The 20,283-nt window shown below is 40.2% G+C and carries 11 protein-coding genes; 8 read left to right on the top strand and 3 right to left on the bottom strand.

Annotated features, from left to right (window positions below):
* Positions 1-186: 186 nt before the first annotated feature.
* Positions 187-807, bottom strand: coding sequence for a cytochrome c oxidase subunit 3 (locus ACYVHJ_RS14030; RefSeq protein WP_339900934.1), 621 nt, complete (start codon positions 805-807; stop codon positions 187-189).
* A gap of 331 nt (positions 808-1,138) precedes the next feature.
* On the opposite strand from ACYVHJ_RS14030, the gene mfd reads away from it, so the two are divergent.
* The 3 genes from mfd to ACYVHJ_RS14015 all read left to right on the top strand — a co-directional run bounded on the left by mfd (position 1,139) and on the right by ACYVHJ_RS14015 (position 8,989).
* Positions 1,139-4,483: a transcription-repair coupling factor gene (gene mfd, locus ACYVHJ_RS14025; RefSeq protein ID WP_460515770.1), complete on the top strand. Its 3,345-nt coding sequence runs from the start codon at positions 1,139-1,141 to the stop codon at positions 4,481-4,483.
* A 262-nt stretch (positions 4,484-4,745) separates the two neighbouring features.
* Positions 4,746-5,990: a gliding motility lipoprotein GldJ gene (gldJ, locus tag ACYVHJ_RS14020; RefSeq protein WP_460515768.1), complete on the top strand. Its 1,245-nt coding sequence runs from the start codon at positions 4,746-4,748 to the stop codon at positions 5,988-5,990.
* Positions 5,991-6,178: 188 nt separating this feature from the next.
* Positions 6,179-8,989: a YCF48-related protein gene (locus tag ACYVHJ_RS14015; RefSeq protein WP_460515766.1), complete on the top strand. Its 2,811-nt coding sequence runs from the start codon at positions 6,179-6,181 to the stop codon at positions 8,987-8,989.
* A 122-nt stretch (positions 8,990-9,111) separates the two neighbouring features.
* On the opposite strand, the gene prfA is transcribed toward ACYVHJ_RS14015, so the two are convergent.
* Positions 9,112-10,188 (bottom strand): peptide chain release factor 1, encoded by a 1,077-nt coding sequence (gene prfA / locus ACYVHJ_RS14010; protein ID WP_339903614.1) that lies wholly within the window; start codon positions 10,186-10,188, stop codon positions 9,112-9,114.
* Positions 10,189-10,419: 231 nt separating this feature from the next.
* Between prfA and ACYVHJ_RS14005 the strand changes: the two genes are divergently transcribed.
* Both ACYVHJ_RS14005 and ACYVHJ_RS14000 read left to right on the top strand, forming a co-directional pair.
* Positions 10,420-11,091 (top strand): Tll0287-like domain-containing protein, encoded by a 672-nt coding sequence (locus ACYVHJ_RS14005; RefSeq protein WP_460515763.1) that lies wholly within the window; start codon positions 10,420-10,422, stop codon positions 11,089-11,091.
* 169 nt (positions 11,092-11,260) lie between these two features.
* The gene (locus ACYVHJ_RS14000) at positions 11,261-11,863 is read left to right on the top strand and encodes a DNA-3-methyladenine glycosylase I (RefSeq protein WP_460515761.1); all 603 of its coding nucleotides are present in this window, start codon (positions 11,261-11,263) and stop codon (positions 11,861-11,863) included.
* Positions 11,864-11,975: 112 nt separating this feature from the next.
* Here ACYVHJ_RS14000 and ACYVHJ_RS13995 read toward each other — a convergent pair whose 3' ends face one another.
* Positions 11,976-14,402 carry a TonB-dependent receptor gene (locus ACYVHJ_RS13995; protein ID WP_460515759.1) on the bottom strand — a complete coding sequence of 809 codons (2,427 nt, stop codon included), beginning with the start codon at positions 14,400-14,402 and terminating at the stop codon, positions 11,976-11,978.
* A gap of 457 nt (positions 14,403-14,859) precedes the next feature.
* On the opposite strand from ACYVHJ_RS13995, the gene ACYVHJ_RS13990 reads away from it, so the two are divergent.
* Genes ACYVHJ_RS13990 through ACYVHJ_RS13980 form a run of 3 tightly spaced genes read left to right on the top strand, consistent with a single transcriptional unit; the run spans position 14,860 to position 20,278 of the window.
* Positions 14,860-16,572, top strand: a complete 1,713-nt coding sequence (locus ACYVHJ_RS13990; protein ID WP_460515757.1) for a PQQ-dependent sugar dehydrogenase — start codon at positions 14,860-14,862, stop codon at positions 16,570-16,572.
* Between the two features lies 1 nt (position 16,573).
* Positions 16,574-17,437, top strand: a complete 864-nt coding sequence (locus ACYVHJ_RS13985; RefSeq protein WP_460515755.1) for a sugar phosphate isomerase/epimerase family protein — start codon at positions 16,574-16,576, stop codon at positions 17,435-17,437.
* Positions 17,438-17,440: 3 nt separating this feature from the next.
* On the top strand, positions 17,441-20,278 hold the full coding sequence (locus tag ACYVHJ_RS13980) for a PVC-type heme-binding CxxCH protein (RefSeq protein ID WP_460515753.1): 2,838 nt from the start codon (positions 17,441-17,443) through the stop codon (positions 20,276-20,278).
* Positions 20,279-20,283: the final 5 nt, after the last annotated feature.

The following is a 20,283-nucleotide window of genomic DNA, read 5'->3' as shown; positions in this document are numbered from 1 at the left end:
ATTGATAGAAATACCTTCCGTAATATTTTTCATTTCCTCAATTAAATAATAAAGGATGGATTCGTTGGCCTGAGGCTTGAGCAACCAAACTTTTATATTAGATGTAATTGCAGTTTTTTGACTTAGAGAGATTCCTAAGCCACTTAAATTAAAATGGTTAAGTCCCTTTTTCTTCTTTCTTCAAAGCTAAAATACCCATAGGAAAAGTCCAAACAATATAAGCCAGACAATGTCCATAAATTTCCAGTAAATGCTAAACAATTCTAGTCTCATTTTTTCATAAGGATTTGTTAAAATTAACAATGATTTCACCTGGTCTTGTTCACTATTTTGCAATGATACCAATAAGATTATTGCGTAAATCATGGCTCCGGCAAGGTGAAAAAGGTGAATACCGCTAAGCAAATAGAGGAAACTACCTGAAGGTAAACCTGTGAAATCTATACCTGATGCAGCCAACTCTTGCCAGCCTTTGAATTGGAATAGGGCAAAAAATATGCCCAAGGCTAGTGTATAGGCAAGGTTACGTTTGGTTTTCTTTAAATCCTGGGCCAAGAAACCAGGAATGATCTGCGCCGAAATAAAGGCGCTCCCTATGATCATAAAACTACTAATAATAAATGATTTTGGCATTTGGTATTGTCCAAGGGAATTGGATGTCGTCTGAGAAAGTACAAATGCTGTTGCCAAGAAAAAAAAGACCAACCCACTACTAAACATCGCCAAATAAATTAGCATACGGTAGGGGTGTAACTGCTCTATTTTTTTAAACCAATGGGTTGATTCCCTTTCTTTTGATAGGCTCATGATAGGATTAACAAATGAAAAGGGGATAACGTTGTCACAAATAAGTAAAAAGTTAAACTTTTTTCAATGTTTACCATTTGTTAATCTAGATATCCTTTGAGCCCTAATGGGGTTTCAATGATATTTAATAAATTGCATCCACTTAATTTATAAATCTAAAATGGGTTTATAGATGCTGTAAATAAATAAACGATTTAATGATATGGTCGTCTATTAGAGGCTGTGGAAAATGCTGAAGAGGAAGAGAAGGCTTGCTTTTAATTGGTTTATTATTAGTTGTTTAAAATGTAATTAGTATAGCCCCGTCCCGGGGCATCATAAAGGAGAATAGTTGGACAAGCAATCGTTTTTATCACTTTACGAAGAGGATCCATTTGTAAAGAATCTTGCATTAAGTATTGGTTCCGGAGGACAAAAGAAAATAAATGTGAAAGGGCTTTCGGGCAGCATGGACATGTTGATCGTTCATGCCATCACCAAGCTCAACGGTGGTTTTCATCTTGTCTTGGCCAATGATCGGGAAGAAGCTGCTTACCTGGCAAGTGATTGGCAAACTTTCGCCGGTGAAACCGCCTATCATTACCCGGCCAGTTACAAAAGGCCCTATCACCATGAAGAAGTGGAGAATGCAAATGTATTGATGCGTTCCGAAATCCTCAATCGGCTGTCTGATGAAAGTTTGACCGGCAAGGTGCTGATCACCTCCCCGGAAGCGATATATGAGAAGGTTATCAACAAAAAAAGCCTCAAAGAAAACACCTTTGCAGTAAAGGTGGGAGAAAAGGTAGATCTGGAGTTTATTGAAGAACTATTGAGTGCATATGGTTTTGAGAAAGCTGATTTCGTGTATGAAGCCGGTCAATTTGCCGTTAGGGGAGGGATCATCGATATTTTTTCTTATGCCAGTGATTTGCCTTACCGGCTGGAACTTTTCGGTAAAGAAATAGATAGCATCAGGACTTTTGACCCGGAAAGCCAGTTGTCAACAGGCACTGTGGATCAAATCAGTATATTGCCCAATATCCAGACCACAATGGAAAAGGAAATTAGGCAATCCATCATGGACTTCTTTCCTGAAGATACTTGTTTTTGGATCAAAGACTTCAAGCATGTTACCAATACCATCAAGCAATTGTATGAAAAAGCTTGTAAGCATTATGGTGATTCCGGAGAGAATAGTTCTTTACTTATGGCACCGGAAAAACTGTTTCTTGAGGAAAGGATTTTTGAAGCCCAAATAGAACCTTTCACCTTGCTAGCCTTTGGTCATGTGTTTGAATGGAAAGGTGTTCCTGAATATCAATTTAAAGGACAGCCGCAGCCTTCATTTAACAAGCAGTTTGAACTCCTGGTGCAAAACCTCAATGAAAATTCGGCCAAAGGGATTGCGAATATCATCTGCTCTGAAAGCGAGAAGCAAGTAAGTCGCCTGACCAATATTTTCCATGAATTAGACCCCGCACTATCGGTTCAAACATTGCCTATTAACCTAAAGGAAGGGTTTGTTGATAATTCTTTGAAAATTGCCTGCTATACAGACCATCAAATCTTTGAAAGGTTTTACAGGTACAAAACAACCAAAAAAACTTCCAAGTCTAAGGCCCTTACCTTAAAAGAGATTAAAAGTCTGCATCCGGGAGATTTTATTGTCCATGTGGATTATGGAATCGGTCGCTTTGCCGGGTTAGAAAAAGTGGAGGTAAATGGTAAGTTGCAGGAAGCCATTCGATTGGTGTTTAGAGACGATGACTTGCTTTATGTGAATATTCACTCTTTACACAAAATTTCTAAGTACAGCAGTCAGGAAGGCACGATGCCTATTATGTCTAAGCTGGGTACCCAGGAATGGGAAAATAAAAAGAAAAGGGTCAAGAGCAAAGTAAAGGATATTGCCAAAGACTTAATCAAGTTATACTCCAAAAGGAAGGCTGCTTCCGGGCATAAATTTTCTACAGATAGTGTGCTCCAAGTGGAGTTGGAAAGCTCCTTTATTTATGAAGATACTCCAGATCAGGCTTCTGCTACGGCTGACGTTAAGCAAGACATGGAGAAGCCTTACCCTATGGATAGGCTGGTGTGTGGAGATGTGGGTTTTGGCAAAACGGAAGTAGCTGTAAGGGCGGTATTCAAAGCAGTAAATGACCGAAAGCAGGTGGCGGTATTGGTACCCACCACCATCTTGGCCATGCAACATTACCAGACTTTCAAAGAAAGGTTGGAGAATTTTCCCGTCACCATTGATTATATCAACCGGTTCAGAACGGCCAAAGAGGTTAGGGAAATCATAGAAAAAGTAGGAAGTGGTGAAATAGATATTCTAATTGGTACGCATAAAATTGTTAACAAAGCAATGCGTTTCAAGGACCTTGGTTTGTTGGTCATTGATGAGGAACAAAAGTTTGGAGTCAAGGTCAAAGATCAGCTAAAGCAGCTTCGAGTCAATGTGGATGTGCTTACTCTGACAGCTACTCCAATACCCCGAACCCTTCATTTTTCATTAATGGGTGCCAGAGACCTTTCCGTCATTGCTACTCCTCCACCTAATCGACAGCCGGTCACAACCGAGATACATACTTTTAGGGAAGATGTTATCCGAGATGCGGTTGCCACTGAGTTAGGCCGGGGAGGCCAGGTGTTTTTTGTTCACAATAGGGTCATGGAAATAGACTCCATTGCCAACTTGATTTTGAGACTGGTACCTGATGCCAGGGTCATAGGGGCTCACGGGCAGATGGATGGGAAAAAACTTGAGAAAATTATGGTAGATTTTATAGAAGGTAATTATGATGTGTTGGTGTCTACCAATATTATTGAATCAGGGCTTGATATTCCCAATGCAAACACCATAATTATCAATCGGGCTAATATGTTTGGCATGAGTGATTTGCATCAAATGAGAGGTAGAGTAGGGAGAAGCAATAAAAAAGCCTATTGCATATTGTTAACCCCACCAACTTCTACATTGACCCCAGAGACCAGGAAAAGGTTACAAGCCATGGAAGAATTTTCCGATCTTGGAGACGGGTTTAAAGTAGCCATGAGGGATTTGGACATTCGAGGAGCCGGGAATTTATTAGGGGCCGAACAAAGTGGTTTTATCTCTGATTTGGGTTTTGAAATGTACCATAAAATACTTGACGATGCTGTACAGGAACTTAAGCAAACTGAATTTGCATCGATTTTTGAGCAAGACTTGAAAAAGGTGGTGGCACCATTGGTTCAGGATTGTGTAATAGAAACTGATATGGAACTCTTGATACCCGAAAGTTATGTAAGCAATATTTCAGAAAGGTTGAGCTTGTATTCCAAATTGGATAATATTAAAGAAGAGGAATCCCTTGATAAATTCAGAAAAGAGATCCGAGATAGATTTGGTGAGATTCCGGAAAGAGTTCAGGCATTGCTTGAAACAGTTGAGCTCAGGTGGATGGCCGTTAACCTTGGTTTTGAAAAACTTTCTTTGAAAAATGAACAAATGAAATGTTACTTCGTTTCATCAAAAGAAGATCCTTATTTTAGCTCTCCTGTTTTCATGAATATTATTAAATTTATTCAATCAAAAAGTAGGCTTTGCAAAATAAAGGAGACCAAAGATCGTTTGATCCTTATAGTGAAAGGAGTGGATACTATTCAGAAAGCCCAAAACTGGCTTGCTGAAATGACAGTAAATGAATAATTATTTAGCTTAAAATCTAGATTTGTTTAATAAACAAAGGGTTAGAGTGGATGATTAAAAAATAACTCCTTCTTTTTTTTAAAATTTAAGATGAAATTTCGTGTGGAGGTTTGTTGAGATTATACAATTTTTTTTGTCGTTTTTAACAAAAAAAAGATCTAGTCGGTTTTAATCTTTGGTTTGATAAAAAAAAGAATATTGTTAAAATATATTATTGGTCATATATTAGCGTTTTATTAAGACAAAACTTAAAACTTGTCGCATGAAATTTGAGAATAAAAATTTTCAATTTAGTTTTTTTGTTGCAGTCGCTTTACTGGGATTATTGGTGTCATCTTGTGGCCAACAAAGCTCAAGAAGGACAGCTAGCAATCCCGGGGGTGTAAGTGCATCAACCGGAGCTAAATACAGTTTTGATGAAGAGGATTCTGCTTTTCAGGTATTTAGGCTGCCAAGAGAGGTTATCGGACCACGATTGGTTTTCATTCAAGGAGGAAGAGCAGTCTTGGGATCGCAGGAACAAGACATAATGGGATTCCGCGATAATGTGGAAAGAACAGTGACAATTGCTTCGTTTTATATGGACGAAACGGAGGTTACCAACGTAGATTATAAAGAATTTCTTTTTAATATAGCTGACAGTGTCAGTGCAGATTCTCTTAAAAAGCTGGAACCAAATGAAAATGTATGGGCAAATGCAATGTCCTACAATGATGTTTACTCCACTTATTATTTCCGATATCCTGGATTTAACTTCTATCCTGTAGCAGGTGTAAGCTGGACACAGGCCAATGCGTACAGTGCCTGGAGAACTCAATACGTAAACGAGCTGGCTCGGGAAAGAAATTTTGGAGGCAAAAAGAAAAAGGATGACGAAGAAGAAACTGCTGAACTCTCTTTTGATCAGTTAATAGAACGAGGTGTGGTATTTCCAAATTATCGACTTCCGAATGAGGCAGAATGGGAATTTGCAGCCAAAGCGATGATTGGGACACAATACATGGATGAAAACCAAGAGAATGGTAGGATTTATCCTTGGGACGGAAGAGGTCCTAGAAACCCATACAATATCAAAAGAAAATCCAGACAAGGGGATTTCTTGGCCAACTTTAAAAGAGGCCGAGGGGATTATGCAGGTCTATCAGGTAGTGTCTCAAACGATGGAGAGATTATCCCTACTAATGTATATGATTTCCCTCCAAATGATTTTGGCTTGTACAATATGGCAGGTAATATGAATGAGTGGGTACAAGATGTCTACAGGCCGCTTTCCTTTCAAGATTTTGATGACCTCAACCCTATTAGAAAAGATGGAACAAATGATGAAGAGGATACTTACAATACCACTTTGATTGACGATAATTTCCGGGTTTTTAAAGGTGGATCTTGGAGAGATGTAGCTTATTGGCTTGCTCCAGGTACCAGAAGATTCATGCACCAAGATTCTTCTTCCAACCATATTGGGTTTAGATGTGCCATGATTGCAGTTGGAGGCAAAGATAGATAATATTGAAACTTGTTTTAAGTTTTACAAAAAGGGCTTTTTAGCCCTTTTTTTTATATCCTTATTTTTTGATTTTGTAATAGGAAAAAGGTCTTTCAGATAGAGAGAGCATATTAAGTTTCTTTTTACTGTTATATGCTGAATTATATATTATTTTTGTAAGTATAATTTATTTAGACTTAGGCATTTATATGAAGCGGGGTTTACTTTTATGTTTTTTTACTTTTTTACTTTTTCAAATTGGGTTTGGGCAAAGCTGGAGAAGAGTAGGGAGCTGGGGAAATGACTACAAATCTATTCAATGGGTAAACACAAATGTGGGGTATATTGGCGGAGAAAACATATTGCTTAAGTCAATAGATGGAGGGCTTAGCTGGATAGAAATGGAACTCCCCGCACGAATGAATGTCAATGATGTTTCATTTTTTGATGACCAAAATGGGGTCTTACTAGGAGATGCAGGGCTCATTTACAGATCCACAGATGGAGGACTTAGTTGGGCAAAACCTACTTATACTGAAGGGGAAGAATTAAATAATGTTATTCACGTTGATGAAAACATTATGGTTATTAGTGGTGATAACGGTACTATTTTACGCTCAAGCAATAGTGGGGCTACATGGGTGGCAGTGAATGTTCCAACGGCAGCATCAATCAATAAAGTGTCTTTCGTTGATGAACTTCTTGGTTATGCAGTAACCGCCGATTCGGAGATCCTTAAAACAACAAATGCCGGCCTGACTTGGGAATTGTTTGATTCCGGATTTGATGTACCTTTAAATGCTATACATTTTACGGACGACACTACCGGGTACGCTGTAGGTAATGAAGGTGCCATTATCAAAACAGAAAATGGTGCTCAGACTTGGCAATTTATAAATAGTGGCATTGATACAGACCTTAAAGATGTGATTTTCAATCCCTCATATCCCCAGATAGGGGTTGTAAGTGGAGATGGGGGGACTGTTTTACGTACAGCGAATGGAGGGCTTACTTTTATAGGGGCTATCTCAAGGACGGTTGAAAATATCGAGCGCTTGTCTATTCGGCCCGAAACCAATAATGTTTTGGCTGTTGCATCAGGAGGGGTCTTAATCTCTTCAAATAATACCGGGTCTACCTGGAGTCAGAGGTTATTCGGAAATGCAAACGATTATAAGGGGGTAGAATTTGTGACAGACCAAAAAGGTTATATTGTCGGTGAAAATGGCCTGATAATAACTACTACAAACGGAGGATCTCGCTTGGTAGATCGCTCCAGACCTATTTCTTTGCCATTTAATTTTGTGTATTTTGTTACCAATACTGCCGGATTTGTATCGGGAAATAATGGGAATATTATTTCTACAAGAAACTCAGGTGTTACCTGGACTACCCTGAACCCCGGTACAATAAAGAATGTAAATGGACTATACTTTTTCGATTTTAATAGTGGTTTTGCCGTAGGTGATAGAGGGTTAATTACTAAAACCGATAATCAAGGGGTAAACTGGGAAGAAATATCTTCCGGTTACGAGGATGTGAATCTGAATGATATTTCATTCTTCAATGAATACGATGGGCTGATCATCGGTGAAAAAGGTATGGTATTAATTAGCTCAGATGCCGGCTTAAATTGGCAGAAAGTAAGCATAGGCAGCAGTGTAGATTTAATTGCCCTTGAAGTCTTGGATGAAAACACTGCCATAGCCGTAAGTCCAGGAAGCGCTGTTTTTAAAACTGTTGACAAGGGCTTGAATTGGGTACAAATCCAAACAGGTTTCAACACCTCTTTAACTGATATTGAATTTCTCGACGAATCTGTGGGCTTTATAACCGGAGATAATGGTTTGATTCTACGCACCTTTGATGCAGGCGAAAATTGGGAACAATTGGAAACAGCTACTTTTCAAAATTTCACCGGTATTAGCTTTGGGGATTTGAATGTAGGCTATGCAGTTGGGGAAAATGGATTGCTTTACCAATATACCTGTCAAGTGCCCGATGTTATTCCCACCATTTTTGGGGAGGATAATATTTGTATTAGTCAGCAAATCTATTCTATTCAAGACTTTGGCTTGGAAGGAGTGGAATACAACTGGCGGGTTGATGGAGGCACCGTAATTCAAGGTCAAGGCAGTACCAGAGTGGTGATAAGATGGGATACTCCGGGAAGAAATGCTGTAATGGTTAGGGGAGCTAATAATTGTGGAAATGGAGAAACCACTGCATTGGAGGTGGTGGTTTCAGAAGAGCCTAAGAAGACCTCTGTGATTCAAGGAGAAGGGGTGGTCTGTGTCAATACTTTGGAAAAATATTTTGTAGACGCTGTTCCGGGTACTGAATATTTCTGGGAAGCCACAGGAGGAGTAGTAAGGGAGGGACAAGGTACCGCTGTAGTCACCATTGAATGGACCAATTTAGATGAACATATTGTGAAAGTGTCAAGTAGGAACCCTTGCGGTGAAGGTCCTACCACCGAAAAGATTGTCCGTGTAATAACTGTTCCTGACCAACCTTCCGAAATTCAAGGTGCCGTTAAGGTCGGTTTTCAAGAAGCAGATTATGAGGTAGTTGGTGAACAAGATATCAACTATCAATGGTCGATCTCCGGAGGTGGAGAAATTATTAGCGGACAAGGAACCTCTTCCTTACGTGTTAACTGGACGAGCCCTGGTGACCATGTGATCCAAGTGACACCGGTAAATGCATGTGACCAAGGCCCCAGCAGAGTCCTTTCGGTAAATGTTAACCTTATCACTTCTATAGAGGAAGAGGCAGCTGATGCGAATATTGAAGTTTTTCCAAGCCCTTCTTTCACCGGAGATATTCATGTTTCTGTAAAAGGAATAGCCGGGTTGGAGTACATTGGCATATACAATTCTATGGGAATGAAGATTAAAGACGTAGCCACTTCTTCCGGGAAATTTGTCTATTTTATCAATGACCTGCCTAAAGGATTGCATGTGTTAGTAATTCGTACCAGAACAAAAGAGTATAAAAGAAAAATTCTTGTCCTTTAAGAGCTTGATTGAACACAAAAGAAAACCTTGACAGTTTTCTCGTCAAGGTTTTGTAGCAACTAATAAAAAAGCTATAATACATAAATTCTGATCATCGGACTTCAAAGGAAGCTGATTAGCAACTAATCTTCCATTCCTCCGCCCTTCATTTTTTCGGCATTTTCAGCGAATCTAAGAGCACTTATAAAGTCTTCAATACTACCTTCCATTACTTCCGGGAGGTTGTAAACGGTTTTATTGATGCGGTGATCTGTCACCCTACTTTGTGGGTAATTGTAGGTTCGGATTTTGTCTGACCTGTCCCCACTTCCTACCATAGATCTCCTTTGAGCTCCAACTTCCTCGTTATGTTTGGCAAGCTCTATTTCATAGATCCTAGACCGCAATACTTTGAGAGCTTTTTCAAAGTTTTTAATTTGCGATTTTTGGTCTTGGCAGGTCACAACAATACCTGAAGGTTCATGTGTAAGCCGTACAGCAGAATAAGTGGTGTTTACAGATTGTCCACCCGGCCCTGAGGAGCAATAGGTGTCTTTTCTAACTTCATTCATGTCTATTTCCACATCCACTTCTTCCATTTCAGGCAAAACAGCAACAGTGGCTGCTGAAGTATGTACCCTACCTTGAGTTTCTGTGGCAGGAACCCTCTGAACCCGATGAACGCCGGATTCATACTTCAGCATTCCATACACATCCGCACCGGAAACGGAGCTAATGATCTCCTTATAACCTCCGGAAGTTCCAAAAGTCAAATCCAGGATGGTAAGGTTCCAGTTTTGCTTTTCGCTAAACCTTTGGTACATTCTAAACAGATCTCCCGCAAAGATGGCTGCTTCATCTCCTCCTGTTCCACTTCTAATTTCCAGGATACAATCTTTGGAATCATTGGGGTCTTTAGGAATTAACATTTTTCTGAGATCTTCTTCCATCTCATCTTTTTTGTTTTTCAATTCCTCCCACTCCACCTTAGCCATCTCACGAAATTCCGGATCTTTCTCTTTATCCAGAATTGCTTTGGTGCTTTCTATATTTTCTAAGGTGAGTCGGTAACTGTCATATGCAGCAACAACTTTTTCCAGGTCTTTGTATTCTTTAGACAATTTGGTGTAATTTCCCATGTCACTCATTACATCCGGTTGGATGATGAGTTGTGAAACTTCTTCAAATCTATCTTTAATTGCTTCAAGTTTGTCCAGCATGCTTGTTGTATTTGGAAGGCAAAATTAAGCAATAATGTTGATGATTACCCGACACAGATTTATTTTATATGTTTGAGGGGCCAAAAAAGGCAGTTTGTAAAAGTGAAATTAAGATTTAACATTGCTAAGAATGGATTGGTGATCTGTTTTAAGCTCTTCAGCAAAGGTGGCTCATTAGGTTGTCTTTTTTTTGATAAGTCCTTATATTTAATAATAAAACACACTACAACGATGATGGGTTTGAAACACAATTGGTATATTTTAGGACTTTCCTTGATCATTGGCATTAGCAGTTGCAATGATGGAAAAAAAATTGACCGTAAACTGGTAGATGAGGTAAACAAAGCCAATGAGGTGAAAAAACTAAGTGAAGCTGAAATTACAACGCATGCCATGAAGTGGGGGGAAAAGATCAGTATGGAAGCTCAGAAGGCTTTGATGGGGACTTTGCAAAAAGCCATTCAGGAAAAAGGACCGGAAGGTGCGGTAAGCTTTTGTAATGTGGAGGCCTTAGGCATAACCAAAGAAGTAGCAGATAAATACAAAGTGACGATAAAGAGGGTTTCTGTGAAAAATCGCAATCCGAAAAATGTTCCCAATGAAAAAGAAAAGGAACTACTGGATGCTTATGCTTATAACAGTGAAAATAAGATAGAAAACCAAGCCAATATTCAGAAAATTGAAGATGGGCAGGTCTTGCTATTTACCAAGGCAATCACCATACCCAATGGGCTTTGCCTCAATTGTCATGGACAACCCGGCAAGGAAATCCAAGAAGGGACAGTGGAAAAAATTAAAAATCTTTACCCTGATGACAAGGCGATTAACTATCAAGTGGGTGATTTAAGAGGGATGTGGAGCATTGCCATGCCTAAGAAAGAAGTAGTAAAAGGGATTGAATAGGAAGAATGAATTAACGAAATTAGCTTCAGTATTGAATTCTTCGGCTAAGGGTTTGGTATTTCCGGAGTCTGGTTTTTATTGATACCAATTATTAATTGCATGATTTCATGGGATTTGATGCCATGTTGATCTTGGAATTGACTATATTTCTTAGAAATCCTGTAACCATATGAGCGATTACATGCATAATCAGACCCAAAAATTTCGTTGCCCATGGTGTCTTGGGTTTGAAGATTATATCAGGTATCATGACGAAGAATGGGGAGTTCCGGTGTATAGTGATAGAACCCACTTTGAGTTTTTGATCTTAGAAAGTGCTCAGGCAGGATTAAGTTGGGCCACCATCTTAAAGAAAAGGGCAGGATATGCAAAAGCATTTAAAGATTTTGATTACCAAAAAGTAGCACGTTTTACCCCTAAAGAAATTGATAAATTAACGGCCGACCCAAGTATCGTTCGCAATCGGATGAAAATTGAAGCCGCTGTAAACAATGCCCAGCGCTTTATTGAGGTTCAAGAGAAATATGGAACCTTTACCGGATTTATGCTGGATTTTGTAGATGGAAAACCAATACAAAATGCTTGGAAAAACATGGGAGAAGTTCCGTCCACTACAGACCTTTCCAATAAAGTGGCCAAAGAACTGAAGAATTATGGCTTTAAATTTTTAGGAAGTACTACTGTATACGCACATTTACAAGCCACAGGAATAGTGAATGACCACATGGTCCAGTGTTTCCGGCATTTAGAAGTGAAAGCAATGGCAAAGTAGTTCATTAAACCAAATAGCATTCCTTTATATGCTCTAACTAATGTGTCCTTCCGGTGAAAAATGGAAATTTACCATTGGCCAACAAGGAACCCATTGGCCAATGGTAAAATAATTATTCAGCCCCCATAAGCTTGCTTTTACTTTGAGCTTTGGATTGTTTGATACGGTAATTCAATGTAAGGTTAATTTGTCTTTTCCTAGGGAATACATCTCCTACTGTTTTGAAACCCGGTCCTCCATAAATGTATCGGCTCCTTCTTGAATTAAATACGTCCAAAACATTAAGAATCAATGTTCCCCTGCCCTTCATAATGTCTTTGCTTGCCGATATGTCCATAAAGGCCATGGCTTTTTGTACTCCTTGGGCCACTTTTCTTCTGCCTTCATAATTTCCCCGAACTTGAAGATCCAGGCCATTGGCAAAGGTAAATCGAGAAGTAAGTCGGGTAAACCAAGAATAAGTGTCGGTAGTATAAGTATCCAATACATTACTTCCATCTATTTTGGCATAGAAAAAGTTAAAATTGGCATCTAACTTCCACCAATCCACAGGGATGTAATCTGTAGTGAATTCAAAACCCATGGATTGCTCACCTAATAAATTTTCCGGGATAGTTGTAGAATTTCCCTCTGCGTCCACACTTCTTATTCTTTCAATTTTATCCTTGGTATCCCTATAGTAAACGGTAGAAAAAATGGATCCTTTGTCCATGTATTTGATATGGCCTATTTCGAAGGCATCTGTATATTCAGGGTTGAGATCCGGATTGCCACTAAAAAAGTTTCTCGCATCAGAAAAAGTCATAAAGGGACTCAAGTCATTATAAACGGGCCTCCTGATTCTTCTACTATAACTCATTTGAAAAGCATCGTCTTGACTGAGGTTATAAGTGAAGTGAGCAGAAGGAAAGAGGTTGGCGTAATCTCTTGGGTTGATTTCATTTGAGTTTACCAGTGTGGTGGTGACATCAGTGTATTCCGCACGTAGCCCTCCTTGGTAAGAGAATTTCTCATGTTTATTGCCCAAGATGGCATAGGCAGCATGAATGTTTTCATCATAAAGGAAGATGTCATCCAATCCGGGTAGGGCTTCAAATTCACCCGATTCCAGTCTTTGACTTACGATAAAATCATTTTCCATGTTTCTGAAACTACTTCTGAATCCCGTCTCGAAATTCCCCTCCTTGCCAATAGGTTTAGTATAATCCAATTGAAAGAGCCACTGCCTGTCAAACTCATCGTTTACAGATGTTTGGTAAATTGATGCTCCGGCAATGGGAGTTCCAGACGGTGTAAATCCATCTTGGGTATAAACCTGGTCTGAATTTTCCCAATATTCCAAGTAGGTAATGGCGCCGGTTAACTCATGCCCACTTTGTTCAAAACTACGTTTATATGTAAGGTTAAATTCAGAATTAGGCTCTTTTTCATCCTCATCTTGGGTACGTAGGGTATAACTTTGTAAGGGCCCACCTTCAAGCTCATAATCGTTGTACCTAATATTTGTTAATCTTCTTGAATCACTCCGTCTCCAGAGATAAGACCCTGTCAAAATACTGTTCTCATTGAAGAAGTAATCCAAGCCAGCCCGAATATTGTTGTTGATACCATTGACGGTGCCTGTGGTGGTTTGATGTGAATAAAAGGTGGTGTCTTCATTGCTTACTTCTTGGTTGATGGTGCCTTCTCTTGGCACCTTTCTGTAAGCTACCCCATAGTTGATAAACCAGTTGATCTTTTTGTGGCGGTAATTTAGGTTGGCTGCCAAACCAAAGTTGTCCGGGTTCCCCACGGTGCCTTCAAAGGAAGCATTAAAACCTTGGGTGTTTTCCTTTTTCAATATGATATTGATCACCCCAGCCATACCTTCGGCTTCATAGCGTGCAGAAGGGTTGGTGATGACCTCTACTGTTTCTATCATGCTGGCAGGTAATTGTTGTAAACCGCTACTTCCTTTAAAGCTAACCAGGCCGGATGGTTTGCCATCTACTAAAATCCTTACATTACTTGAGCCCCTTAAGCTAACTCCTCCTTCCGGGTCTACTGATATTGACGGTAGATTCATCAAAATATCATTCGCCGTGCGGCCTGCATTGGACAAGTCCTTTCCGACATTGAATATTCTTTTGTCCAAGGACAATTCCATCATGGTTTTTTCTCCTTGAACCACCACTTCATCCAAACTTTCAGTGTCTGGGGATAACCCAATTTCACCTAAATTTAATTTTCTATTTTCTTTATTGATGGTGATTTGGTTTAATTCGGTAGCCTTATAGCCCATAAATTCAACCAATACATTGAAGGTGCCTTGTGGAAGTCCGATTGAAAAGCTGCCGTCTTCTGTGGTGATACCCCCATTGATTAACTTTTTGTCTTCGGTTTCCAGAGAAAAAACACTGATGGTAGCAAACCCTAGCGGGCTGCCCCCATCCTCATCGATCACTTTTCCTTGGATTTCTCCATAATTGGAAGATTGTGAAAAAGCAGGCTGGAAAGCTAAAAATGTTAGCAATAGACTTAATAGGCTAATGTTTTTCATGGTGGATATTTTGGTATAATTAAATAGCGACAAATATAAAAAATCGAGGGCAAGGAAGTTTGTTTTTTTACATGAATGTTCCATCTAATTGATAGACATAAGCTTTGAGTTAGAATGGGGATGGCTAGGATTGATCCGAATTCTGACTTTGTAATAGGTGAAATCTGGCCTGCAAGAAATTTTGATGCCGATGTTATGGGTGTTTGGCCAATTCCAACAAGAGTAGTTAGCTCCTCAGGAATTGAGCAAAATAAGGGCTGGTAATTATTTTTGTCCATAAAATTTAGAAAGATTGCTGTTGTAAATAGCACCCTTTTTTTATTTAAAATTAAAAGGAGTCGAGAAATGATATTTTTTGACCATTGATAAATAAGTTTTTTTTTATTTAATAGGAATAAAGTAGATTGGCTTCATTATTATAATTGTATAAATTGTATTTTGACAGTACCATTAATCTATGAATCCAAATATCAACCGTTTTTTTCTCTTGTTTGTACTTGCTATTTGTTGGTCATGTAAATCCGGAGACAAGCCATTGGAAGAATTAATACCAATGGATCAAACAAGCCTAAAGACCGGAGAAGACCTTTTTCAAACCAATTGTGGCAGTTGCCATTCCTTCAAAAAAAATGGTATTGGTCCCCATTTGGGTGGGATTACCAGAGAGCAGTCCTTAGAGTGGTTGCGCGCTTTTATCCAAAACCCTGCTGAGATGATTGACAATGGAGATGAAAGGGCCCGTAAGGTTTTTGAGCGATACAAAACCTACATGCCTTCTTTTAAGCATCTAGAGCAAGGTCAAATAGACAATATAATTGCCTTCATGCACCAGCATGAAGCTCCTCAAGAAAATTTAGAAGTTGTATTGGATTCCATAGGAAACCCGATTCCTGAAAAAATTCCCTTGTCAGATTTGGTTGTGAAATTAGAGCTAATCAGTACAATCCCTGCTTCCGCAGAAAAGAAACCCCTTACCCGTATTGCGAAAATGGATTTCCATCCGGTAAGCAAGGAGTTGTACATGATGGATTTAAGAGGTAAAATGTACCTTATGGAAGGGGCAAAAACAAAGTTATTCCTCGATATGTCCAAGGAAATGCCCGAATTCATTAATGAACCAGGCTTGGCTACTGGTTTTGGTAGTTTTGCCTTTCACCCTGAGTTTGGTGAGAATGGCCTATTCTATACCAATCATACCGAAAAACCCCACACAAAACCTGCAGATTTTGCCTTTGGAGATAGTATCAAAAGCGATCTTCAGTGGGTAGTAACCGAATGGAAAACGGAAAACCCCATGGCTGTACCTTTTCAAGCCAAAAGCAAAAGAGAGCTTTTTAGAATTGATATGGCCTCCGGGATTCATGGGATGCAAGAGATTACTTTTAACCCTTATGCCAAAAAAGGAGAAAAGGATTATGGACTGCTGTATATAGGAATTGGAGATGGTGGTTCGGAAGGAAGAGGACATGCCTGGATATCTTATGGTGGCACTCAGGCCTGGGGTTCAGTTTTTAGAATAGACCCGCAAGGAAACAATAGCAAAAATGGGCAATATGGAATACCAACTGACAACCCGTTTGTAGGCAATGATAAGGGCTGGTTGCCGGAAATTTATGCACAAGGATTTAGAAATCCGCATAGAATTTCATGGACCCAATCAGGAGAGATACTCGTTTCAAATATCGGTCAAGGCCAAATAGAATCCCTTTATATGCTTCGTCCGGGAGCTGATTATGGATGGCCTGTCAGGGAGGGTACTTTTAAATTAAAACCTGAAGATGATTCCAATATGGTTTTTCCTTTGCCTGAAAATGAAAAATCTTTTGGCTTTTCTTACCCGGTAGCCATGTATGACCACGATGAAGGCAATGCTATTTCCGGAGGTTATGAATATACAGGTATTGAAGTACCGGGTCTTGAGGGGAAATACCTGTTTGGAGATATTACAAAAGGTAGACTGTTTTATGTGAATATTGCTGATCTTAAAATTGGCAAACAAGCTCCAATTTATGAATGGACAGTCGAGTATGAAGGAGTTTCTGTTCCTCTTTCCAAATTATCGGGTAGCAGAAGGGTGGATCTTCGATTGGGCAAAGATGCCAATGGAGAAATGTACTTGTTTACCAAAGCTGATGGGAAGGTTTATAAAATGGTCGGTATAAATAACTAAGATGAAAAAATTCAGCAGGCGAAAAACCCTTTTTACACTTGGAAGTATGGCCGCATTAGGGCCCATTTGGGCGGTAAATGAACGCTTTGTCAAACCAAAAGCCCGGATTGGCGCTTGCGATTGGTCTATTGGGAAAGCTTCTGATCCTAGTGCATTAGCGTTGGCTAGAGAAATAGGTCTGGACGGCGTACAGGTAAGTTTAGGGAATGTAGCCAATGACATGCACCTTAGACAAAAAAGCATGCAGGAAATTTACCTGAAGGCAGCTAAAAAAAACAAAGTGAAAATTGCCGGCTTGGCCATAGGAGAACTCAATCGAGTGCCCTATAAATCTGCCCCTGAAACAGAGGCTTGGGTTTCAGACAGCATAGATGTAGCCAAAGCATTGGGTTGCAAAAATGTTTTACTGGCCTTTTTCTCTGCTGGAGACCTAAGAAATGATCCTTCTGGAAAAAAGGAAGTGATTCGTAGATTAAAGAAAGTTGCCCCCAAGGCAGAAGCAGCCGATGTCGTGCTGGGAATTGAATCTTGGCTTTCTGCAGAAGAACACCTGGAGATTTTAGCAGCAGTGGGATCTTCCCATGTAAAGGTTTATTATGACTTGGCCAATGCTACCAAAATGGGCTATGATATTTTTGAGGAAATAGCCCTCTTAGGAGCTGAAAATATCTGTGAAATTCATTTTAAAGAAAATGGTCAGTTACTTGGGCAAGGGAAGGTGAATTTTGAAAAAGTAAAAGTGAGTCTGGATAAAATTGGCTATAGAGGTTGGTACATCATGGAGGGGGCCATCCCAAAAGGTATGGAGGTGTTGCCGGCCTATAGAAAAAATCTAAATTTTGTTACACAACTTATGAAATCCTAAAAAATGGTAAAGTGGCCTCTCTGTTGTTGTTTTTTATTCTTGGGGTTGTTCGCATGTGATTCCGGTAAACAGCAAGAGTCTCAGCCATTGTTATATGTTCCGGAAGGATTGGAGGTAAGTGTATGGGCCGAAAGCCCCCTATTCTTTAATCCCACCAATATGGATGTGGATGCCAAAGGTAGGGTATGGGTCACTGAAGCAGTTAACTACAGAGATTTCCGGAATGCTGATGGACACAAGGTGCAGGATAAAGGTGACCGTGTAATGATCCTTGAGGATACTAACGGCGATGGCAAAGCAGATACTTCAAAGGTTTTTGTTCAAGACACCTTGCTAAGAAGCCCTTTGGGTATAGCGGTGCTTGGCAATCAAGTAGTGGTTTCTTGCTCTCCAAATGTTATCATCTATACAGACGAAGATGGGGACGATCTTCCTGATAGCAAAGAGGTCTTTTTAACAGGATTTGGTGGAAAAGACCATGACCATGGCCTACATGCAGGGCAGCTTGGCCCGGATGGGAAGTGGTACTTTATAACCGGGAATGCAGGACCACATCAGGTAGAAGGAAAAGATGGTTGGACCCTTCGATCGGGAAGTGTTTACAATGAATATACCCCTTACAGTACAGAGAATATACCCTCCCAGATAAGTGACGACGGCGAAATATACAATGGGGGGTTGATTATCAGAATCAACCCTGATGGAACCGGTATGGAGGTAGTGTCACACAATTTTAGAAATGCTTTTGAAGTGGCCGTAGATTCTTATGGCAATATGTGGCAAAGTGACAATGATGATCAAACAGCCTCTTGTAGAACCACCTGGTTGATGGAGGGCAGTGATGCCGGCTATTTTAGTGAAAAAGGAGATCGAACTTGGCAGGCGGACAGAAGGCCAGGGCAAAGCATAGCCGAAGCACATTGGCATCAACATGATCCCGGCGTATTGCCTGTAGGGGATGTTTATGGAGCAGGATCACCCACAGGAATGGTGCGAATAGAGGGAGACGAATTAGGGGCGCAATTCAGAGGCCTTTTGCTAAGTGCTGATGCCGGAAGAAATATAGTGTTTGGTTATGCTCCCGAGGTAGAAGGAGCAGGGTATCCCCTTCATAATCGGCAGGCATTTATTTCTTCTGTAGATCGGGACAATACCGGTTATATTTGGCATCAGGTGGAGGAAGATACCCGGAAATGGTTCAGACCAAGTGATGTAACGATTGGGACGGATGGTGCGCTATTTATTGCAGACTGGTATGATCCTATCGTTGGAGGTCACCAGATGAGAGATAAGATTGGAGAAGGTAAGATTTACCGCATTGTTCCAAAAGATAAAAATTTAACACTTCCAAAAATTGATTATTCTACTACTGAAGGTCAATTGGCAGCCTTAAAAAATCCTGCGGTACATGTGCGTGCTTTTGCCATGCAAAAGTTAAAAGATCAGGGGGCCGCAGTTTTGCCTGAGCTTCAAAAGGTGGTTCAAAATGAGGACAATCCCTTTTTTAGGGCCAGAGCGATCTGGACCCTGGCAGACATGGGAGCAGAAGGAATCCATTTGATTTTGCCTTTATTGGAAGATGCTAATCAGGAAATCGTTTTGACCACCCTCAGGGCTTTGTCAGCCTATGCTCCGGAGCGATTGCTCGACGAAGCGTTGGGGATTGCAAAAGAAAGTTCGCCATTGATTAAAAGAGGACTGGCCTTATTGCTAAGGGATGAGGACTGGGATAAAACTTCAGAAATCTATGGAGAAATAATTGAAGCTTACGATGGAGAAGACCCCTGGTACAGAAATGCATTGGGGATAGGGATGAAAGACCATGCGGAAGCCTATTACTTGGCCAATATCGCTACAATGGACCCCGCAAAATGGTCTCCTCAAATTGCCTCCCTGGTTTGGGAATGGCACCCAAAAGTAGCAGTTTCTGCCTTGAAGGCCAGGTTGGAGAATGAGGACTTAGCAATAGAAGCGCGAGACCTGGCTTTGGAAACACTGGCTTTTATTTTTGAGAAAGAGGCAGTTGAGGCTGTAAAGAAAGCTGCTGAAAAGGAGGGAATACTTGGAGAAAAAGCCCAATGGTGGCTTCAATTCAGGAAATACAATGAGTGGAGCGCTTTTCTGCAAGATTGGGAGGCCCCAATTGTCCTACCAGATGCTCAGCCCGATTTATTGGCATTAAAAGCACAACTGAAAGACAGTTTAACCAATCTGGAGCAAAAGCAGGAGGTTATCGCTCAATTGACGGAAAGCCCGGAAGGTAGACTTCATTTGGTTTTGATGGCTGCAGAAGGTGCATTTAAAAATTATAATTTAGATTTTTCAGCTGTTAATAAGGATGAAAAAAGACCTTCGGTGCTTAAGTTATTGAGGTATTATTTTGGAGAAGACACAGCAATGGATGAAAAAGAAATTTTATCCCTTGGCAAAGACCCAGTAGCCGGCAAGGTAAAAGCCATTCAAAATTGTGCTGCCTGCCATAAAGTTGCTAATTCCGGCAATGAAATTGGACCGGATTTGAGTCGAATCGGACAGAAAATGGATTACCCAACCTTGGTTAATGCCATTGTTCAACCTGATGCAGCCGTAGGCTTTGGTTCAGAAGCATATTTAATTGCACTAAAAAATGGTGCGGTACTTTTAGGTTTGCTACAATCTTCAGGACCGGTGGTTACGGTGCTGGATTTCCAAGGGCAGCGACATGTTTTGCCAGCAGAACTGGTGTTAACCAGAAAACAACTTCCTATAAGTCTGATGCCGGGGCCTAAGGAAATGGATCTTAAGGCGCAAGATATCGCAGATATTGCTGCTTTCCTGATACAAAGCCATACCAGTAACTGAAAAAC

It is taken from the genome of Cyclobacterium sediminis, from assembly GCF_054781075.1.
The sequence above is the reverse complement of the archived record's forward strand: the minus strand, read 5'-3'. Positions and strand labels throughout refer to the sequence as shown.

Coding starts and splice junctions, on each gene's coding strand:
- ACYVHJ_RS14030 (WP_339900934.1), bottom strand. CDS start 807: ATGAGCCTATCAAAAGAAAGGGAATCAACCCATTGGTTTAAAAAAATA.
- gldJ (WP_460515768.1), top strand. CDS start 4,746: ATGAAATTTGAGAATAAAAATTTTCAATTTAGTTTTTTTGTTGCAGTC.
- ACYVHJ_RS14015 (WP_460515766.1), top strand. CDS start 6,179: ATGAAGCGGGGTTTACTTTTATGTTTTTTTACTTTTTTACTTTTTCAA.
- prfA (WP_339903614.1), bottom strand. CDS start 10,188: ATGCTGGACAAACTTGAAGCAATTAAAGATAGATTTGAAGAAGTTTCA.
- ACYVHJ_RS14005 (WP_460515763.1), top strand. CDS start 10,420: ATGATGGGTTTGAAACACAATTGGTATATTTTAGGACTTTCCTTGATC.
- ACYVHJ_RS14000 (WP_460515761.1), top strand. CDS start 11,261: ATGAGCGATTACATGCATAATCAGACCCAAAAATTTCGTTGCCCATGG.
- ACYVHJ_RS13995 (WP_460515759.1), bottom strand. CDS start 14,402: ATGAAAAACATTAGCCTATTAAGTCTATTGCTAACATTTTTAGCTTTC.
- ACYVHJ_RS13990 (WP_460515757.1), top strand. CDS start 14,860: ATGAATCCAAATATCAACCGTTTTTTTCTCTTGTTTGTACTTGCTATT.
- ACYVHJ_RS13985 (WP_460515755.1), top strand. CDS start 16,574: ATGAAAAAATTCAGCAGGCGAAAAACCCTTTTTACACTTGGAAGTATG.
- ACYVHJ_RS13980 (WP_460515753.1), top strand. CDS start 17,441: ATGGTAAAGTGGCCTCTCTGTTGTTGTTTTTTATTCTTGGGGTTGTTC.